Here is a 19,370-nt window from a genome sequence, read left to right as displayed (position 1 = left end):
ACATAAAAGGATTGTTAGAGATACATGAGGCAATCACTACAGCTGCGCATGGGCCAGCAACTTACAATGACTCCACAGCTGCAACAAGCTATTCGTTTGTTGCAACTCAGTACATTGGATCTCCAGCAAGAAATACAAGAAGCTCTCGACAGCAACCCGCTATTAGAGGTTGAAGAAGCAGACTATTCAGAAGACGCTGCAGGTAAAAACGAGCAAAAAGCAGATACAGATGACATAACTGTTAGCGCATCTGCCGATGATGCTCCAAGCGAATACGAACAAGATAGTGGTGAAGCACTTGCAAAAGACACGCTAAGTGACGACATGGCTATGGATGTTAGTTGGGATGAGTACATGAGTGCCGCCCCAGCAGCATCATCGGGTCCGATGCCTGAAGACGAATCAATATACCAAGGCGCCTCTACTGAAACGCTCCATGAGTATTTAATGTGGCAGTTACAACTAACGCCATTTAGCCCTACAGACGAAGCTATTGCTATTGCGATTGTAGAAGCCGTCGATGATTCAGGTATTTTAACACTAAGCTGCGAAGAGATTTTAGAAAGCTTTAATCAAGAAAACGAAGATGATAACGAAGTCGAACTTGATGAAATTGAAGCTGTATTAAAACGCATCCAACTGTTTGATCCTGTTGGTATTGCTGCACGTAGTTTACAAGAGTGTTTGTGTATTCAGCTTAACCAGTTTGACAAAGAAACACCTTACATTAATGAAACAAAAATGATTTTAACCGAGCATATTGATTTATTAGCTGCTCGTGACTATCGTACATTAATGAAGAAAACTAAGCTCAAAGAAGAAGAGCTTAAAGAAGTAATGACATTAATACATACTCTTAGCCCTAAACCAGCAGATACTATTGTAAGAGAAGAATCTGAGTATGTTATTCCCGATGTGTCAGTTAAAAAAATTAAAGGCCGCTGGGTTGTTGAGTTAAACCCAGATAGCATGCCTAAAATTCGTGTTAATAGCCAATACGCTGCAATGTCTCGCACTGTAAAATCCAGTGGTGACAGCCAGTTTATTCGCTCGCATTTACAAGAAGCTAAATGGTTTATTAAAAGCTTAGAAAGTAGAAACGACACGCTATTAAAAGTAACAAATTGTATTGTTAAGCAACAACAAGGCTTTTTTGAACACGGTCCTGAAGCCATGAAACCAATGGTTTTAAATGATGTTGCTGAAATGGTAGAAATGCACGAATCAACAATTTCGCGCGTAACAACCCAAAAGTATATGCACACACCCCGTGGTATATTTGAGCTTAAATATTTTTTCTCAAGCCATGTAAGCACCGAAAACGGGGGTGAATGTTCATCTACAGCAATCCGTGCGCTTATCCGAAAATTAATCGCAGCAGAAAACTCAGCAAAACCATTGAGTGATAGCAAAATAGCGGATATATTGGCTGAGCAAGGAATTAAAGTAGCGAGACGTACAATCGCAAAATACCGCGAATCTCTGGCTATTCCACCGTCAAATCAGCGTAAAAGTTTGATTTAAGACGCAAAAAAAAGAGGGTAATGCTTATGCAACTAAACTTAACTGGTCGTCACGTAGAATTAACCGATTCACTAAGAGACTATATTAATACCAAATTTGCGAAGCTAGAAAGACACTCTGATCATATTAATAATGTTCATGTCATTCTCGATGTAGAAAAATTAAATCAAAAAGCAGAAGCCACCATACACGTAAGCGGTGCTGAGCTATTTGCCTCTACAGAACATCAAGATATGTATGCCGCCATTGACTCGTTGATCGACAAGCTCGATCGACAAGTAATTAAACACAAAGAGAAGCTTGCTCGACACTAATATGATGAAATTAAGCTCACTTATATGCCAGGACTGCAGCAAAGCTGCGGTCCTTTTTAATAGCAAAAAAAGAATTTTAGAGTTCATTAGCGAACTTGCTCACGACAAACTTCCGTATTTACCGCAACAAGATATTCTTAATGCTTTAATGAGCAGAGAAAAATTGGGTAGTACAGGTATAGGGCGTGGCATTGCCATTCCTCATGGAAGAATGAGCGGTGCAGAAGAGCCTTTGGCTTTAGTACTCGTTAGCGAAACTCCAATAAATTTTGATGCAATCGATAATCGCCCTGTTGATATTTTCGTCGCACTCATCGTACCAGATGGCGATAACCAGCAGCACTTAAAGACTCTAGCAACCATTGCTGATAAACTAAACAACAAAGATTTTTGTAAACAGTTACGCAGTGCAAAATCAGATGCTGAGCTTTACCAAGTTATTGTCAATCAATCATAGTTTTATAAAGGGTGTTAAATGGAGTTAATTATCATAAGCGGCCGTTCTGGTTCTGGAAAGTCGGTTGCTTTACGCGTTGTAGAAGATTTAGGTTATTATTGTGTAGATAATATTCCAGTTAACTTGCTTCCTTCATTAGTTCGCAGTGTGTCTGATAGCTACGATAAAATTGCTGTTAGCATTGATGTGCGTAACATCCCTAAACAACAAGATGAATTTAACGATATTCTTGAATACTTGCCAGGCTTTGCAAACCCTACGTTATTTTATTTAGATAGCGACGATCAAACATTGATCAAACGTTTTTCTGAAACTCGTAGATTACACCCACTATCAATTGACTCGTTGCCTCTTGATTTAGCCATCAAAAAAGAAAAAGAATTACTTGATGTATTAATCACCCGCGCCGACTTTATGATAGACACGACTGATTTGAGTGTTCATCAACTCGCTGAATCTATTCGTGAAAAGATTTTAGGTAAAAAAGATAAACAACTGATTGTCACGTTTGAATCGTTTGGTTTTAAACATGGCATACCAAAAGAAGCAGATTATGTATTTGATGCACGCTTTTTACCAAATCCACATTGGGAACCTGAATTAAAACCTTTAAATGGGTTAGATCAACCTGTTAAAGATTATTTGGCCAATCACAGCATAGTGCAAAAATTCACATGGCAAATTCAAACATTTGTACAAACATGGTTACCGCACTTAGAGCGAAATAACCGCAGTTATTTAACCATTGCTATTGGGTGTACAGGCGGACAACATCGCTCTGTATATTTAGCGCAAACTATCGGTGAAAGTTTTGCAATGACACATCCCAATGTGAAAATTCGCCATCGCGAACAAGAAAAATAATATAGCTGAATAATCACCTGTTCAGCTTAGGTAGAGTAAGTTATGCATTGTGAAGACACTTTTTTAATAAAAAACAAATTAGGATTGCACGCCAGAGCAGCCACCGTGCTTGCCCAATTGGCAGTGCAGTTTGATGCGACAATTACATTATTTCAAGATGACAAAGAAGCTGCAGGCGATAGCGTACTTGCACTAATGTTACTTGAAAGTAGCCAAGGCAAAGAAGTAAAAGTTGTATGTAAAGGCCCCGATTCTGAGCAAGCTTTACATGCTGTTGGAGAATTAATAGCACAACGTTTTAATGAACAAGAATAAACAGTTATAAAAATAATGCTCGCATTACTAATGCCCCAACTAAAACAGATATATAAAATAAATACGGTTAGTGACGCCAGTTAACTCACCTCTCCCCATAAAGTAATATAAAAATTTATAAAGGACGCCAATGCCTGAAGCTTTTGAACAAGATTACCCACTACAGCAACTAAAACAGGTGACTAAGTCACTCAATAGTGGTCAATTTGTTCAAGTTAGGCGCATGCTCGCAAAAACAGCTCCTTGTGATACCGCATTATTATTAGAATCATCACCACATAAAATTCGCCGACTCCTTTGGCAGTTGGTTGATCCTGATGTGCAAGGTGATGTTCTTGAAGAACTATCAGAAGATGTTCGTTTAGGCATTATTGCCCAAATGGAACCTAAGCACATTGCAGCCGCAACAGAAGATATGGGCCACGATGACTTAGGTGAAGTATTACGTAGTCTGCCAGACACCGTTTATAAAGACGTTGTTAGCGCGATGGACATTCAAGACCGTGAGCGTGCAACACAAGCACTTTCGTATCAAGAGCGTTCTGCTGGCGCGCTAATGAACACCGATACGGTGACCATTCGCCCTGATGTTACGCTTGATGTTGTACTTAGGTATATTAGGCTACGTGGCGAGTTACCAGAAGGTACCGATGACTTGTACGTTGTTGATAAGCATAACTGCTTTATAGGCGCTTTATCGCTGAGTACATTATTAACTAACCCGCCAGAAAAGATTGTTCGCGATTTAATGGATGAAGATTGTGAATCCATTCCAATCTCAATGGATGAAAGTGAAGTCGCGCAATTATTTGAACGTCATAATTGGATATCGGCCCCCGTAGTCGATGATAACGATCAGCTCCTTGGCCGTGTCACTATCGATGACATCGTTGACGTAATCCGAGAAGATGCTGAGCATAGTTTATTGGGCTTAGCCGGTCTTGATGATGAAGAAGATACCTTTGCGCCAGTACTAAAAAGCTCTAAAAAACGCTCAGTTTGGTTAGGTGTCAACTTACTAACTGCACTTGCAGCTGCTTTTGTAGCTAGCTTTTTTGAAGGCACTTTAGATGTTTTACCTATTTTAGCTGTACTTAACGGTATTGTCCCTTCTATGGGCGGTGTTGCAGGTAGTCAATCATTAACGCTTGTTATTCGTGGTATTGCGGTAGGTCATATAAATCAAACAAACCAACGTTTCTTGATGATGAAAGAGCTTGCTATTGGCGCGTTAAACGGTGTTTTGTGGTCGTTGTTAATAGCAGGTGTTATTGCCCTATGGCAGTGGGACTTTATGCTTGGTGGCGTACTCGCCTTCGCTATGTTTATGAACTTAGTGGTGGCAGGTGTTGCTGGTGCGAGTATCCCTATTATTCTTAAAAAGATGAATATAGATCCCGCTCTTGCAGGTAGTGTAGTTTTAACTACAATTACAGACATTGTGGGTATATTCGCCTTTTTAGGTACTGCTACTTGGTTGCTGGTTTAAATTAGAAACTTTTGCAAATAACTAAAGTAAAAAACACTTAGGGTAAAGCTGCAACTATGACAACGGATACCAAAAATAAAAAAGACACACCTAAAAAAACGCCAAAACAAAAAGGCCTATCAATATTAAAAAGTGTGTTGATATATGGTTTCATATTTTTCGTAATTTATAACGCTGTAAATTGGTGGCGACAACCTGTTATGCCAGCAAATCCTCAATTACAATTAATAGATTATAAAGGGCAAAACATTGATTTAGCAGCAATGAGCCAAGATAAACCAACACTTGTCTATTTTTGGGGAACTTGGTGCCCTATTTGTAGTATTACCTCCCCTGCCATAAACGAACTCGCAAACGAGAATAACTACCCCGTCGTGAGCATCGCAATAAAATCAGGTTCGGATCAAAAACTACATGAGTACCTAAATGCTCATGGCTACAGTTTTACCACTGTCAACGATCAACACGGTGAGATATTTGCCGATTGGCAAGGGCAAGTCACGCCATCTTATATAATCTTAAAAGATAATAAAATGACGCAAGGGCTAACAGGCATTCAGCCGTTATGGTCACTTAAATTACGTTTGTGGTTATCATCAACGTTTTAAGAAAAAACTAACTGCAAGTATATAGGCACTAAATACGTGCTATCTCAAGAGGGGTTTCTAAAAGCTCGCTCTTTATTACCTACAATAATATAGCCAATAAAGAGCAAGGTTTACTTAATTTACGTATTAAAAGAGTTTAAAAACCCTTGGCGTAATTAAACTAATCTACTAGTTATTAATAGATTGAATCACTAACGTGTACTTTGACGATTACCGCCTACTTTTGGTTTAGTGTTTGCCTTTTTAAATTGGCTAAAACCGGTATGTCGCGTTAGTGCAGGACGTCCGCCTTTACTGCCACCTTTACCTGCTTTTTCATCACGCCCTTCTTCAGGCACTAAACAGTTAGGCCCTTTACCAATTAAATTAGCTTTACCCATTTTACGCAGTGCTTCACGTATCATCGGCCAACCTGCTGCATCATGGTAACGTAAAATAGCTTTATGTAATCTACGTTGGCGAGCACCTTTAGGTACTGGAACAACTTCTGTATTGTTTTTTATATTACGTAAAGAGTTCATTTCTGTGTGGTAAATAGTCGTCGCATTAGCCATCGGTGATGGGTAAAAATTTTGTACCTGATCAAGCTTAAAGTCGTTTGATTTAAGCCATAAAGCCATGTTTACCATGTCTTCATCTTTTGTCCCTGGGTGAGCAGATATAAAGTAAGGAATTAAATACTGCTTTTTACCGGCTTCTTTAGAATACTTATCAAATAATTCTTTAAATTGATCGTACGCCCCCATACCTGGTTTCATCATTTTTGATAATGGACCATCTTCTGTATGCTCTGGCGCTATTTTTAAGTAGCCACCTACATGATGCGTTACTAATTCTTTAACGTAACGCGGGTCGCGTACAGCTAAGTCGTAACGAACACCTGAAGCAATCAATACCTTTTTGATACCCTTAACTTCACGTGCTTTTTTGTATAAGTCTATTGTTGGCGTATGATCTGTATCCATATGCTTACAAATTTCAGGATACACACATGATAAACGTCTACAGGTACTTTCTGCCTTTTTGCTCGTACAACGCAGTTTATACATATTTGCCGTTGGGCCACCTAAATCAGAGATAACACCAGTAAAACCGGGTACCTTATCTCTAATCTGTTCAATTTCTTCAATAATTGATTCTTGCGAACGACTTTGAATAATACGCCCTTCATGCTCCGTAATTGAGCAAAACGAACACCCACCAAAACAGCCGCGCATAATATTAACTGACGTTTTTATCATGTCGTAAGCAGGAATTTTAGAGTCGCCGTAACTTGGGTGAGGAATACGCTGATACGGTAAACCAAACACAGCATCCATCTCATGTGTTTCTAATGGGTATGCTGGCGGGTTTACCCAAATAGAACGATCGCCGTGTCGCTGAAACAGTGCTCTTGCACAACCAGGATTTGTTTCTTGATGTAGAATACGCGAAGCGTGGGCGTATAAAGGTTTGTTAACACTTACTTGCTCATAAGCAGGTAACTTAACGTAAGTTTTTTCCCATGGCTTAGGTCGCGCAGGCTGAACCATAATCGGTTTTGCAGCTTCTGCCTTTAAGTCTATACCCGCTTGTTTAAATTCAGATTTACTACAGCCAACATCATCAGCGCCGTATGGATTTGGAATAGGGTCGATTTTACCAATTTTATCTATAGCGGTGGAGTCACTTCCACGCCAGCCTGGCAAAGGTTCTTTTCTGATAACAGCCGTGCCGCGAATATCTTGAATAGTATCCATTGTTTCGCCTGCGGCAATACGATGTGCAACTTCAACTAACGGACGCTCTGCGTTACCGTAAATTAAAATATCAGCTTTTGCATCAAACAAAATACTACGACGTACTTTTTCTTGCCAATAGTCGTAATGAGCTATACGACGAAGACTCGCTTCAATACCACCAATAACAATTGGGATACCTTTGTATGCTTCACGGCATTTTTGCGAGTAAATCATTACGGCGCGATCTGGACGTTTACCACCTACGTTATCTGGCGTGTAAGCATCATCGTGGCGCATACGCTTTTCAGCTGTATAGCGATTGATCATCGAATCCATGTTGCCAGCTGTTACACCAAAAAATAAATTCGGTCTGCCTAGTTCCATAAATGCATCTTTAGAGTCCCATGCTGGCTGGGCAATAATACCTACTCTAAAGCCTTGCGCTTCAAGTACACGGCCAATTACCGCCATACCAAAACTAGGATGATCGACGTACGCGTCGCCACTAATTATTATTATGTCGCAGCTATCCCAGCCAAGTGCATCCATTTCTTCACGTGTAGTTGGTAAAAATGGCGCGGTGCCATAACATTCAGCCCAGTATTTAGGGTATGAAAATAAGGCGCGCTTAGCTTTGAGTGTGCTCATAATTGTGGCCGTAGAATAACAAAAGGCGCGAATTATACCCTACTAAATTGTTTATATATACAAAGTAGTCAAAGCATATCGCGCCTTAAATTCTAAATCGTTCATTAGCTTAAATAATAAGTTAATCTTTTTAGCGTTTATTTATAAATTCTATTAATTCATTTTCAGGCATGGGTTTAGCATACATAAAACCTTGTACTTCATCGCATCCTAAATTTTTTAAGAACTGGGCTTGCTCTTGTGTTTCGACCCCTTCAGCAATCGTTTTTAAGCCCAACTTAGCACCAAGTGATATAACTAAGGCAGCAATAGCGCCAGTGTCGTCATTTGGTAAATCTTTAATAAATGCACGATCTATTTTCAACCGATCCAAAGGTAAACTTTGAATGTAACTCAGCGACGAAAAACCAGTACCAAAGTCATCAATAGCAACTTCCATTCCGAGTTCTTTTAGCTCGCTTAGCGTACTAATAACCGTTTCCAGCTCATCCATTACTACGCTCTCGGTGATTTCTAATTCTATGTTTTTTGGCTTAACACCATATTTTAACAATGTATTTTTAACAGTTTGCGCATAACCTTTTACTTTAAACTGTGGAACAGACACATTAACTGCAATACAAATTTCTGTACCCATATTTTCTAGGCGCTTTTGCTGTTGGCAAGCTTGTTCTAATACCCACTGCCCTATATCAACAATTAAGCCCGCATCCTCTGCAAGTGGCACAAACACAGCCGGCGATATATACACGCCATCACTTGCCGGCCAGCGTAATAATGCCTCACATCCAATTAGCGATAAGTCATCTAGTGCAAGTTGAGGTTGGTACCATACCTCTAATTTATTTCGAGCAAAGTCATGACGTAACTGCCTAATAATCCCTATCCGCCAAGCCATCTTATCTTGCATATCAATATTGTAATAAACGCCTTCTTTATGCTTTGCTTTTTTAGCTTGGTCAAGTGCAATATAAGCAACTTTCAGTGTATCAATACCGCTACTTTGAAAGTCTTGTTGTTGGCATAAGCCCACTCTAAAATCGATAGGGAGTAAATGTTCTTCTGCGTAAAATGAAATACCTAATTGCTCATTCAACTTTTTTAAGTCAAATTCGTCTTGGCGAATAATAAAACCAAAAACATCAGCGCCAATACGTGATAGTAATTTAGCTGTTGGGTAATTTTCTCTTAACCTTTGCACAATGCCAATTAATACTTTATTGCCGACCTCTTGCCCTAAGCCGTTATTAATATCTGCAAAATTAACTACATCAAGTAATACAAATACATGATCGTTCACGTGTGGCTTTTGATAACTCACCACACGCTCAATAAAGTTAGTACGATTTGAAATACCAGTAAGCACATCTTTATAAGCAGCATCTCTTAACTTTACAAATAACCTTATGTTATCAAGTGCTACACTTACATTAGTTAAGAAAATTTCAGCAAATTGTAGCTGTGCTTGTAAGGGAATGTGGTCGCACTCTATATATAAAGCCGCTTTTCGATGCTTACTTTTTAATATAAATGTTGAACTTGAGTCTATGTGTTGGTGCTTTGACAAACCAAAACACGACTCAACTTGTTCAAATACTTTGCTATCAACATTAATTAATTTTTTACCAAAATAGCTTTCGTAATGCCCGCAACCACCTAAGACCTGAATAAAATCATCGCCATCTAACTTACTGCAAACAAGCCCTCTAGGTGAACATTTTAAAATAATACTCATGTGCTTGATGATTTCTTTGCATAATTGCTTAACATCAGTAAGTCCTAAAATAGACTTTGATGCTGAAACAATCGTGTTCATTGCATCACTTTGATATTCAAGCTGACATACCTGCTCGTATGAGCGAATAGCGGTTATAAGCGAAGTTACTAACTTAGAACGAGTCAGCTCTGTTTTCGTTTTATAGTCATTTATGTCGTATTCTCGTATTACTTTTTCTTCTGGTGTAATACCTGCTTGCCCTGTTCTTAAAATAATTCTTACATGTTGATTATTTAATTCGTCACGCACCCTTTTTACAACCTGCAAACCGGCATCGTCAGTTTCCATAACAACGTCTAAAAAAATAACCGAAATATTTTTATTTTTAGCTAGCACTTCTATTGCTTCTACACCCGAATAAGCATCGTGAAATCGCAAGCCAGCCCCTAAAAACTCAACGCCAGACAAAGCTAATTTTGTTACAGAATGAATCTCAGGTTCGTCATCAACAATTAAAATATCCCAAAACTTAGTCTGCTCAACAACAGCATCGTCTTCAAAATCTTGTTCAAAAAATAAAAAATCGTTTTGATCTGACGACATTCGCTCTCCTAAGTAGCAATCAATAAATTATTTTTGGTTTATAATCTAATTCATACTATAGTCGATTAATAAAAAGTTGTTGTATTTCAACTTGAAAAACTAATAAAAGGTGTGCTTATTAAACCATTAAAAATATTAATCAAATGCGTACTGTTATTACTATTAGTATTGGCACTAGTAGGGCTAATACTGCCTCAAAGTTATAGTGTAAATAAAACAATCGAAATTAATGCCAATCTTAAAGTAATAAAGCCGCTTATCACCGACTTTAGCCAATGGCAAAAATGGTCTCCATGGGAAAAAGTAGACCCCAGCATACGTTTTACGTTGGGCGAACCCAGTTCTGGCCTAGGGGCTCATCAGTCTTGGAAAGGAAAATGGGGGTATGGTGAAATGATCATAACTTCGGTAAGCCAAAATAAAGTCAGCTTCAACATACTTTTAAATGCTGAACATATTATTAGAGGCACTTTTAACCTTAGCGAGCAAAACGGTATAGTTACGTTAATATGTAATATTAAAGGTCAAACAACTGCTCCTTTAATATCTGGTTACACTGCAATTTTAAGCGAGTACGTACTCAGTAATACAGTTTCACTGGGGTTAAATAACCTTCAAACTGTTGCACAGCTTAGTGATCCACAAAGGATAATGCACAGTCATGACAGTCAAAACAGCACAGGCGAGAATTAATCTTGCCAACATCATCGAATCCTTACTTGGTTACCCTATAACAAAAGTAGGTAGTAACGGTGTACTACCCACTAACGAGCAAAGTTACGATATTAAGGGCCAAATTAAGCCGCTTTATCATATCAACAGTGAAAACTCTGTTTTAGTTCGCGCTCAAAAACGCCAAGATTTATTACTTATTAAACAACAACAAAATATAGAATCAATTTTAGCAATGGCTATGGGGTTTTGCCCTGATGTAGCAAGTAGTAAACAGCCCGATGTTGATTGGGTAGAGCATTTTATAGCTCTGTGTGAAGATACTTCTAATGAATCAATGCAAATTTTATGGGCAAAAATTTTAACAGGAGAAACACTCAATCCTGGTACGTTCTCAATTAAAAGCCTACAAACTTTAAAACATATGACACAGCGAGAAGCAGACTCTTTGCAAAAATGTGTGTCGCTCTCAGGCTATAACGAAAAAGACGACAGCCACTTTATATTACTCGGCTTTTACAAAAAACCATCGTTGTTTGATTTGCTACGAAAAGGCAATAAAGTATCTTTAAATTTAGGAAAAACGGGTATTAGCTTTCCTGATATTTTAACGCTCATGGATCTTAATTTACTGTATAGAAAAGAAATTGAATCTGCAGTGCTTAAAGCGGGGCAAGAGCTTACCCTTTCATTTTTATCGCAAAAAGTAACGTTAAAAGCAAAGAGTAGTGATTTGGTATTAAGCTATTACAAATTTACTCAAACAGGTGATGAGCTATCTAAACTCATTACTTTTCCTGTCAATAAGGTCTATAAGCAGTTGATTAATAATGCGCTAGAGGGAGAGTTTGATTTAGCGTGGCACGCAATAAAATAATATGCCACGCTTTGTTTAATTAGAAAATACTAATTAAAAATGAACCTGAATACCCGCAAATGGGCCAGATGCATCAATATCAGTAGTAATATCATCTACATCATCAAGTTCTAATACCATAGAGCGGTAACCTGCTTTAACAGCAACATCTACTGCCAAGTTATCAATAAGTTCCCATGCTACGCCTACTTGGTAATCTTGTACTTTGCTATCGTCAATAGCCAAAAAGCTACCTTCAAAAAATACACTTAAACCAGTAAATGGTAAGCCAGCTTCGGCACGGCCGTATGCAAGAGGAACAAAACCAGAGAAGTCTTTGGTTTCGGTAAAGTTAGTACCACCATTTTGGGTAGTGCCGCTTACAACAATATCACCGTCAAACTGTTTAGCATTTAAACCTAGGTCTATTGAAATTAAGTCATTATCAAAAATTTCATAATAAAAAATATAATCAATATGCGTTAAATCACTTACCGTATTTACAGTAGAACCAACAACATAATCAGAACCATTAAAGCTAAATGTATCTGTAAGCAGCGCAGAACCATTTAACTCAAGCTCTGTATACTTTAATTTGATATTTGGTACTAACGGCACTGGGTGCTCAAGCGCCGCGTAATAACTTACAAAAGTCTCATCTTCAAAATTAAAATCTTGAGATGCATTATTTTTGTAAGAAAATTGGCCATCGTTATCTGACTTCCATCCATCAACACCTACGTATAAACCTAGTAGAGTGTCAGCTTGCGCTGCCGGTGCTAAACATGCCATTGAAAGGGCTGCTGCTAAACAATACTTTTTCATTTTTTATCCTTGAGCTAGTAGTTCGCTAAGTTCGATTAAAGCCGCATTGGCTCTAGAAATATAATTTGCCATAACTAAAGAGTGGTTAGCAACATAGCCAAAACCATTCCCGTTTAAAATAAGTGGGCTCCACACTGTTTCTTGGGTTGCCTCAAGCTCACGTATAATTTGTTGAACGCTTACACGCGCATTTTTCTTTTCAAGTACATCAGCAAAGTCGTACTCTATCGCTTGTAAAAAGTGTAGTAACGCCCAAGTAGCACCGCGAGACTCGTAAAATACATCGTCAATTTCTAACCACGGTGTTCTTACTTGCTGCTGAAGTGGAGCAAGAGTTGCTTGTTTATTTGATGAATTACCTGCTAAATCGGTGTTCACTTTTTCTTGGCCTACACTGGCACTTAAACGCTGACTTAAGCTACCTAAACGTTTTTCAGCTTCTTTAAGCCAACTACGTAAGTTATCTGCTCGTGCGTAAAATTGACTATCACGCTCATGCTCGTTAGCAATTTGTCCACGATATACCATTAAATAATCAATACCTTTTTGATACTCACCTTCAGCACTTGGCCATGCCCATGCTTCAGAGCTTATATTAAACTGTGGCTGCGCCTTTTTAAGTGCTTCATGCTCAGTAGACTGTGATTGCGAACGGCTAAAATCTTTTCGCATAGAAAGCGATAAATCACGCACCATTTCTAGCGCGCCATATTCCCACGCCGGCATATCATCCATAATAATACTTGGTGGTATTACATCATTTGATAAGTAGCCACCAGGTTTATCTAGTAAGGTATTTGCTACTGTAATTAATGTAGAAGTAGTTACATAACCCGTAACTATTTTTTCATTACGAAGCTGCGCTTGCTCTTTGGCGTTTGCAACAACATCAAAACGTGAAGGCTCAGTGCTCCAATAAACAGCAATTGCGTAAAATATGATAAGCAGTAAAACAACTATTCCTGCTATTTTTCCTTTGTGTTGCGACATGTGTACTCCTAGTGATGAGCGTGTTGAGTAGATGGTTTTGACTGCGTAGCTTGCGCTTCAAGCGACACGACTTGAGCATTGGTGAACAAGCGATTACCGTCACTAAAATATAGCGTGAGTTTGCGTTCTTGCCCTACTTTTAATGGCTCTTGTGGTTCAAATACCATTAAATGATAACCGCCAGGTTGAAAACTGACACTTTCGTGCGCTTTAATTTCAACTGATTCAACTTGTTGCATTTTCATCATGCCGTCTACATGTGAATGCTCGTGTATTTCAACACGCTCTAAGCCACCAATAGTTGCCTTAGTTAAAGTTGCTGCGGCTCCACTGTGATTTATTAGCGTTAAATAACCTACAGTTGAAGTACTGCCAGGTAAAAACTCTCTAACTTGCGCGTTAGTTACTTCGAGCACAGCCACATCAGAACCATGATCGTGCCCTGAGTGCGCCGCCAACGATGACGAAAAAAAACTAAATATTAATGCAGAAGCCATCGAAAAACATAGTTTCGTCATCATTCTTATCCTTATGAAAACTTTAAATTACAGGCTAAATTTAACATAGTTAACCTATAATAGTCAGTCAAATTAAGGATTAAGAGGCTACTTTTTTGTTATCGGCAACAAGCCAGCACAACACTGCAACAAATAGTAACGGCCATGCAATCATTATAGATCCGAATAAAAGCGCTAAAATAGTCCCTGCTAATGCCACTACACCCGCACCAACTAATCCCATAGTAATTAAAGCCACTACAGCAACTACAGCAACAATTGCGGCCAAAGCACCTACAAGCTCGAGCCCAGCCCAGCTAATATCAGCAATCCATAACGGCAACTGCCAAGAATCAATCTGCACAAACGTTATTAAATCAGTAAACAGTAATAAATAGATAATTACACATACTGCCAAAGCTTTCATAGTAATTCTCCTTATTCCAACTGGCTTATATATGAGGTCTATTTAACGATAATAAATTGCGCTATAACTAGGCAAAAAATTTTTATATCTAGTTGTTCTAAATAAAAATTTTCAACAACGTTATAGAGTGATTTAATTCGTTAAATTGTTCAAATATTTATGCCGGTTGGTATTAATACTCTTTATTTTCAAGGCAGCAATGCGCTATAAAATAACCAAGTGCAACTGCAAACGGAAAACTCAAAAACAACAAAATAGTAACTACGCGTGTTGCCCATACAGGAAAATCCAATCTACGAGCTAAACCACTACAAACACCCGATATTTTTTTATTTAGAGTATCTTTATACCAACCTCGTTGACGATTAAAGCTGTTCATAGCAATCTCCTAAGCAGTTTGTTTTAAATTAGTATTTAAGTTCGCTTTTAAGCGAGCCAGTTCAGCATCAATTTTTTCATTTTTAACTAACGACTCAATTTGGGCACTCGTAGAGCTTGCTGTATCAGTCAGCTCATAAGCCTCTACTTGAGCTTCAATACCTTCAACACGCAGCTCTATTTGTTCAAAACGAGACAACGCATGAGCTACTTTATCGCTTTGTAGTTGCGTACTGATTCGCTCTCTAGCAATAGCAACATTATGACGCTGCATTAACTGAGCTTGCTTAGTTTTAGCCATAGCCATTTTTTGCTGCAGACGCTCACAATCAACCTTAATTTTTGCAATAGACTCTTGCAGTGTTTCTAGTTGAGTTTGCTTATTTTCGATGCTTTCGTTAACGCGCTGCTTTTCAAATAAGGCAGACTTAGCAAGGTCATCACTGCCCTTCTCAACCGCACGTTCTGCTTTAATTTGCCAAGCTGCTAATTCTGTTTTTTTAGTATCAATTTGGCGATTAATTATTTTCTCTTCACACAATAAAGCGGCTGCTGTACTACGGCACTCATTCAACGCATCTTGCATCTCGGTAAGCATTAAGTTTAAAAGTTTTTCTGGGTCTTCTGCTTTATCAAGCATAGCGACAATGTTTGATTGAATTACATCGTTTACGCGGTTAAATATTCCCATGGTATTCTCCTGTTGATTTTTAATTAATTTCAACAAGGAGATTCCAAGAGTTGTGCCAAGTTCATCAAAACAAAAATAAAACATTTAAAATCACAATGATAAACAACAAGCACTCTAGTTTTTAGTGACTTCCAGCTGAACAGCATAGAGTGTAATTGGCCAATAAATTATGCTTTTGACTAATATTTAGGATCAAAAAAGCCACTCGAAAGTGGCTTAAATTTAGAACTTTTAAAGCTTAGCTTTATTCTGGTACAAAGCTTAATGCTTTATCCATTACCAATAAATCAGCTTGCTTACCATGACCACTTTCAGAAAGGTGGCGTCTAAAGCCTCGTGCACCAGGCTGCCCCTGAAAAATACCGAGCATGTGACGTGCAATATGCCAAAAATTAGCACCCAAACGCATTTCTTCTTCAATGTAGCTGTACATTGAGCGCACTACGTCGTGGCGTGATTGTGTGTTTGCAGCATCACCATAAATTTTCTCATCAACGTCATTGAGCATAAATGGGTTACTGTAAGCTTCACGCCCAATCATTACACCATCAATATGTTGTAGATGTTCTAGGCTCTGCTCAATTGTTTTAACGCCGCCATTTAGGCTTAAGTCTAGCTGCGGATAATCTTTTTTAAGTTGATAAACACGTGGGTAATCAAGCGGTGGGACTTCACGATTTTCTTTCGGGCTTAAACCATTAAGCCATGCTTTACGAGCATGAATAATAAAATCATCACATCCTACTTTATGAGACGCTTCAATAAGCGCACATAAAAACTCATACGAATCTTGCTCATCAATACCAATACGCGTTTTAACAGTTACAGGAATACTTACTTCGCTTTTCATTGCTGCAACACACTCAGCAACTAATTGAGGCTCAGCCATTAAGCATGCGCCAAATCGACCATTTTGAACTCTGTCTGACGGGCAACCTACATTTAAATTTATTTCGTCATAGCCACGCTCACCTGCCAGTTTTGCACATTGCGCAAGCGCTTTAGGATCAGAGCCACCAAGTTGCAGTGCAACTGGGCCTTCGTGTTTATTAAAATGTAAGTAGTCGCCTCGACCAAATAAAATAGCCCCTGTGGTTATCATTTCAGTATAAAGCACAGTATGTTTAGTCATTTTGCGATGAAAAGTACGACAATGGCGATCAGTCCAATCAAGCATTGGTGCCACAGAAAAGCGTCTATCCAAAGTACATTTATTCAAAGCAAACCTCAGGGTATTAAAGTTATTAAGCACAGCTTAAAAGGCGCTGCATTTTACACAAAAGCCTGGCAGGCATCAATGTTAAGAGAACACCTGCAAGCCAAAATAATGGGCTATGCCATTTAAAATATTGGTAACCGCAACCGAGCTTAAAATAAGCCCCATAATTCTACTTATTATACTTGCACCACTATCACCAATTAATCTATGTACGTGCGTTGCAAGCAGCAATAAAACCAGTACAACCGCTAATACAGCAAGCATCATTGAAGACGTTAGTAACTGCTCAACCCATGTATATTCTTCATTGCGGGTCATTAATACAGCACCTAACATAGCGCCAGGGCTCGCGATAGAAGGAATCGCAAGCGGAAAAATAGCTGTTTCAGTGCTGTCGCGTACACTTTTAATTTCGGCTTCAGGCTTACTTTCACCAAATATCATTGAAAGTGCAAAAATAAGTAATATGATACCGCCGGCTATTTGAAAAGCCGAAAGTGGAATTTCAATTGCGTTAAGTAATTGCTCACCTGCGAGTACAAAAAATAAAAGCACTAATGCAGATACGCCTACCGCTTTAAATATAACTTTACGTTTAAACTTCTCATCATCACCACGTGTGACTGCAATAAATACAGGTACAGTGCCAATGGGGTCAATAACCGCAAAAAAGAAAATAAATATAGCCAATAGTTCGTGCATTACTGGGTTTCCTAGGTAAAAAGCGCTTAATAAAAACGCTGCAACTACAACACAGTATGTTAGTATATCACGGTAGCATAAGGATAAGAGTAATGATGAATATAGAATCACTCGTAAGTAAAGCAAAACAAGTTTGTGACAACCGTGGTGCGCGTTTTACGCCTATCCGCGAGAAGGTATTTCGTCTATTAGCCAGTGCACAAGGTGGTGTTGGTGCATACGATTTGCTTGAGCAATTAAAAGTAACTGAAACAGGTGCTAAACCTGCAACTATTTATCGTGCATTAGACTTTTTAGCTGAACTAGGTTTTATTCATAAAATTGAAAGCACAAATGCATTTATGCTGTGCCATCATTTTGATCATATTCACCCGGTACAATTATTAATTTGCGATACATGTGGCTTTGTTAAAGAATTACACTCGAGTGTAATTTCGCATGAGCTTAATAATCTAGCTGCCGAAGGTGGCTTTGTCGTATCAGGGCAAACAATAGAAGCACATGGTAAATGTGAATCTTGCAGAGCATCATAATCCTTCAAAGTTATCCTTAGTGACTATACTCAAACTATATAGTCATTTCACAGAACAAATTTAAGAGTAGCCACTATGAATGTAGAATTCATCAATCCTTTTTTATCTTCTTTAATTAATGTTTTAAGCACTATGGCTCAAACTCAATTGAAGCCGGGTAAACCTCGCATTAAAACTGATGAGATAGCCTGTGGTGATGTATCAGGTTTGATTGGTATGGTTGGCCCGCAAACGCGAGGATCATTTTCAATTACATTTGATGAAGGATTAGCATTAACCATCATGGAGCGTATGCTTGGCGAACGCCCTGATACTATAGACGAAGAAGTTACCGATATGGTTGGCGAAATAACCAACATGGTAACTGGTGGTGCTAAAAATTTACTTGGCGAGAAAGGCTTCGACTTTGATATGGCAACGCCTATTGTGGTATCTGGTAAGGGTCATACAATTACTCATAAAAGCCAAGGTAAAAAAATCATCATGCCATTTAGTTGTGATGCTGGTAATGCAAACATTGAAGTTAGCTTCGATAAACTATGAGTTGGCAGCAAAAGCAAATTACATTAAAACCTCGCCAGCGAGGTTTTCATATAATTGATGACGAAATATTATCTCAACTTCCTGAACTGGCGAGTTACAAAATAGGCTTGTTACATTTATTTATTCAGCATACCTCAGCGAGCCTTACAATAAACGAAAATGCAGATCCCACTGTTCGTATGGACATGGAAAGCCATTTCAATAAATTTATTCCTGAGCGTCAACCTTATTATCGCCACGATTATGAAGGTGATGACGACATGCCCGCGCATATTAAAACCAGTACGTTAGGCTGCGAGCTAAGTATTCCTATTTCAAATGGTTATTTAGCATTAGGTACATGGCAAGGCATTTATTTAGGTGAACATCGTGATTCTGGTGGCTCTAGACGAGTTATAGCAACTATTCAGGGGGAGCTATTTTAACAAAAGCTTCAGGTTTCAAAGTATTAGCTCTTCTGTACCTCACTCATATCTCATAATTTCAAAGTACGACACCTTTCTTGTAGGCGCTGATCTCGCGCGAAGCGATAGCTTCTAACAACCAAAACTTCAATGTTGAATATTGCACATAGAATAAAGTAGATAAGAGAGATTTTAAATTATAATTTTATTTATGATTTTTAATACAGAAAATTTTGAAAGGATATAAAAAGATTGGAGCGGTACACGAGGCTCGAACTCGTGACCTCGACCTTGGCAAGGTCGCGCTCTACCAACTGAGCTAGTACCGCATTATATTTTCATTCAACACTACAATTTCTTTTGGTTAGAAATT

At 38.5% G+C, this 19,370-nt stretch carries 22 protein-coding genes and 1 tRNA gene; 12 read left to right on the top strand and 11 right to left on the bottom strand.

The window, feature by feature from the left end:
• Positions 1–24 precede the first annotated feature (24 nt).
• The 7 genes from P20429_RS17605 to P20429_RS17635 all read left to right on the top strand — a co-directional run bounded on the left by P20429_RS17605 (position 25) and on the right by P20429_RS17635 (position 5,571).
• Positions 25–1,524, top strand: coding sequence for an RNA polymerase factor sigma-54 (locus P20429_RS17605; RefSeq protein ID WP_007580303.1), 1,500 nt, complete (start codon positions 25–27; stop codon positions 1,522–1,524).
• Between the two features lie 26 nt (positions 1,525–1,550).
• The gene (hpf, locus tag P20429_RS17610; protein ID WP_007580301.1) at positions 1,551–1,838 is read left to right on the top strand and encodes a ribosome hibernation promoting factor; all 288 of its coding nucleotides are present in this window, start codon (positions 1,551–1,553) and stop codon (positions 1,836–1,838) included.
• A 4-nt stretch (positions 1,839–1,842) separates the two neighbouring features.
• Positions 1,843–2,295, top strand: a complete 453-nt coding sequence (gene ptsN / locus P20429_RS17615; protein WP_024594001.1) for a PTS IIA-like nitrogen regulatory protein PtsN — start codon at positions 1,843–1,845, stop codon at positions 2,293–2,295.
• Between the two features lie 18 nt (positions 2,296–2,313).
• Positions 2,314–3,159: an RNase adapter RapZ gene (rapZ, locus tag P20429_RS17620; protein ID WP_007580299.1), complete on the top strand. Its 846-nt coding sequence runs from the start codon at positions 2,314–2,316 to the stop codon at positions 3,157–3,159.
• A gap of 42 nt (positions 3,160–3,201) precedes the next feature.
• Positions 3,202–3,474, top strand: coding sequence for an HPr family phosphocarrier protein (locus tag P20429_RS17625; RefSeq protein ID WP_002957937.1), 273 nt, complete (start codon positions 3,202–3,204; stop codon positions 3,472–3,474).
• A 130-nt stretch (positions 3,475–3,604) separates the two neighbouring features.
• Complete coding sequence (gene mgtE, locus P20429_RS17630) at positions 3,605–4,963, top strand: magnesium transporter (protein WP_007580297.1); 1,359 nt, start codon at positions 3,605–3,607, stop codon at positions 4,961–4,963.
• A gap of 56 nt (positions 4,964–5,019) precedes the next feature.
• Positions 5,020–5,571: a protein disulfide oxidoreductase gene (locus P20429_RS17635; protein ID WP_007580295.1), complete on the top strand. Its 552-nt coding sequence runs from the start codon at positions 5,020–5,022 to the stop codon at positions 5,569–5,571.
• A 191-nt stretch (positions 5,572–5,762) separates the two neighbouring features.
• Here P20429_RS17635 and P20429_RS17640 read toward each other — a convergent pair whose 3' ends face one another.
• The gene (locus tag P20429_RS17640; protein ID WP_007580292.1) at positions 5,763–7,940 is read right to left on the bottom strand and encodes a YgiQ family radical SAM protein; all 2,178 of its coding nucleotides are present in this window, start codon (positions 7,938–7,940) and stop codon (positions 5,763–5,765) included.
• A 130-nt stretch (positions 7,941–8,070) separates the two neighbouring features.
• Positions 8,071–10,260, bottom strand: coding sequence for an EAL domain-containing protein (locus P20429_RS17645; RefSeq protein ID WP_007580290.1), 2,190 nt, complete (start codon positions 10,258–10,260; stop codon positions 8,071–8,073).
• A 111-nt stretch (positions 10,261–10,371) separates the two neighbouring features.
• Between P20429_RS17645 and P20429_RS17650 the strand changes: the two genes are divergently transcribed.
• Positions 10,372–10,953, top strand: coding sequence for an SRPBCC family protein (locus tag P20429_RS17650; RefSeq protein WP_007580289.1), 582 nt, complete (start codon positions 10,372–10,374; stop codon positions 10,951–10,953).
• Positions 10,922–11,809, top strand: coding sequence for a TIGR03899 family protein (locus tag P20429_RS17655; protein ID WP_007580287.1), 888 nt, complete (start codon positions 10,922–10,924; stop codon positions 11,807–11,809). Before P20429_RS17650 ends, P20429_RS17655 begins: the two co-directional genes overlap by 32 nt.
• 33 nt (positions 11,810–11,842) lie before the next feature.
• Here the strand turns inward: P20429_RS17655 and P20429_RS17660 are convergent, their stop codons facing one another.
• The 8 genes from P20429_RS17660 to P20429_RS17700 form a co-directional block, all read right to left on the bottom strand.
• Positions 11,843–12,613, bottom strand: coding sequence for a TIGR04219 family outer membrane beta-barrel protein (locus P20429_RS17660; protein ID WP_007580285.1), 771 nt, complete (start codon positions 12,611–12,613; stop codon positions 11,843–11,845).
• Between the two features lie 3 nt (positions 12,614–12,616).
• A complete protein-coding gene (locus tag P20429_RS17665; protein ID WP_007580283.1) occupies positions 12,617–13,603 on the bottom strand; it encodes a DUF2333 family protein in 987 nt (328 codons plus the stop codon).
• An 8-nt stretch (positions 13,604–13,611) separates the two neighbouring features.
• Complete coding sequence (locus P20429_RS17670; protein ID WP_033026250.1) at positions 13,612–14,121, bottom strand: copper chaperone PCu(A)C; 510 nt, start codon at positions 14,119–14,121, stop codon at positions 13,612–13,614.
• Positions 14,122–14,200: 79 nt separating this feature from the next.
• On the bottom strand, positions 14,201–14,527 hold the full coding sequence (locus P20429_RS17675; protein ID WP_007580279.1) for a hypothetical protein: 327 nt from the start codon (positions 14,525–14,527) through the stop codon (positions 14,201–14,203).
• A 172-nt stretch (positions 14,528–14,699) separates the two neighbouring features.
• Complete coding sequence (locus P20429_RS17680) at positions 14,700–14,906, bottom strand: PspC domain-containing protein (RefSeq protein ID WP_007580277.1); 207 nt, start codon at positions 14,904–14,906, stop codon at positions 14,700–14,702.
• A 9-nt stretch (positions 14,907–14,915) separates the two neighbouring features.
• Positions 14,916–15,596: a PspA/IM30 family protein gene (locus tag P20429_RS17685; protein WP_007580275.1), complete on the bottom strand. Its 681-nt coding sequence runs from the start codon at positions 15,594–15,596 to the stop codon at positions 14,916–14,918.
• Positions 15,597–15,840: 244 nt separating this feature from the next.
• Positions 15,841–16,773, bottom strand: coding sequence for a tRNA dihydrouridine(20/20a) synthase DusA (gene dusA / locus P20429_RS17690; protein ID WP_007580273.1), 933 nt, complete (start codon positions 16,771–16,773; stop codon positions 15,841–15,843).
• 123 nt (positions 16,774–16,896) lie between these two features.
• Complete coding sequence (locus P20429_RS17700; RefSeq protein ID WP_007580269.1) at positions 16,897–17,517, bottom strand: MarC family protein; 621 nt, start codon at positions 17,515–17,517, stop codon at positions 16,897–16,899.
• Positions 17,518–17,612: 95 nt separating this feature from the next.
• Between P20429_RS17700 and P20429_RS17705 the strand changes: the two genes are divergently transcribed.
• The 3 genes from P20429_RS17705 (at position 17,613) to P20429_RS17715 (ending at position 19,018) form a co-directional block, all read left to right on the top strand.
• Positions 17,613–18,050, top strand: coding sequence for a transcriptional repressor (locus P20429_RS17705; protein ID WP_007580267.1), 438 nt, complete (start codon positions 17,613–17,615; stop codon positions 18,048–18,050).
• 75 nt (positions 18,051–18,125) lie between these two features.
• Positions 18,126–18,593, top strand: a complete 468-nt coding sequence (locus tag P20429_RS17710) for a chemotaxis protein CheX (protein WP_007580265.1) — start codon at positions 18,126–18,128, stop codon at positions 18,591–18,593.
• Positions 18,590–19,018, top strand: a complete 429-nt coding sequence (locus tag P20429_RS17715) for a secondary thiamine-phosphate synthase enzyme YjbQ (protein WP_007580263.1) — start codon at positions 18,590–18,592, stop codon at positions 19,016–19,018. The genes P20429_RS17710 and P20429_RS17715 overlap by 4 nt, the downstream gene beginning before the upstream one ends.
• Positions 19,019–19,250: 232 nt before the next feature.
• Here P20429_RS17715 and P20429_RS17720 read toward each other — a convergent pair.
• A tRNA-Gly gene (locus P20429_RS17720) sits at positions 19,251–19,326 on the bottom strand.
• Positions 19,327–19,370: the final 44 nt, after the last annotated feature.

This window comes from Pseudoalteromonas sp. BSi20429 (genome assembly GCF_000238895.1).
Taxonomy (GTDB): Bacteria; Pseudomonadota; Gammaproteobacteria; order Enterobacterales; family Alteromonadaceae; genus Pseudoalteromonas; species Pseudoalteromonas arctica.
The sequence above is the reverse complement of the archived record's forward strand: the minus strand, read 5'-3'. Positions and strand labels throughout refer to the sequence as shown.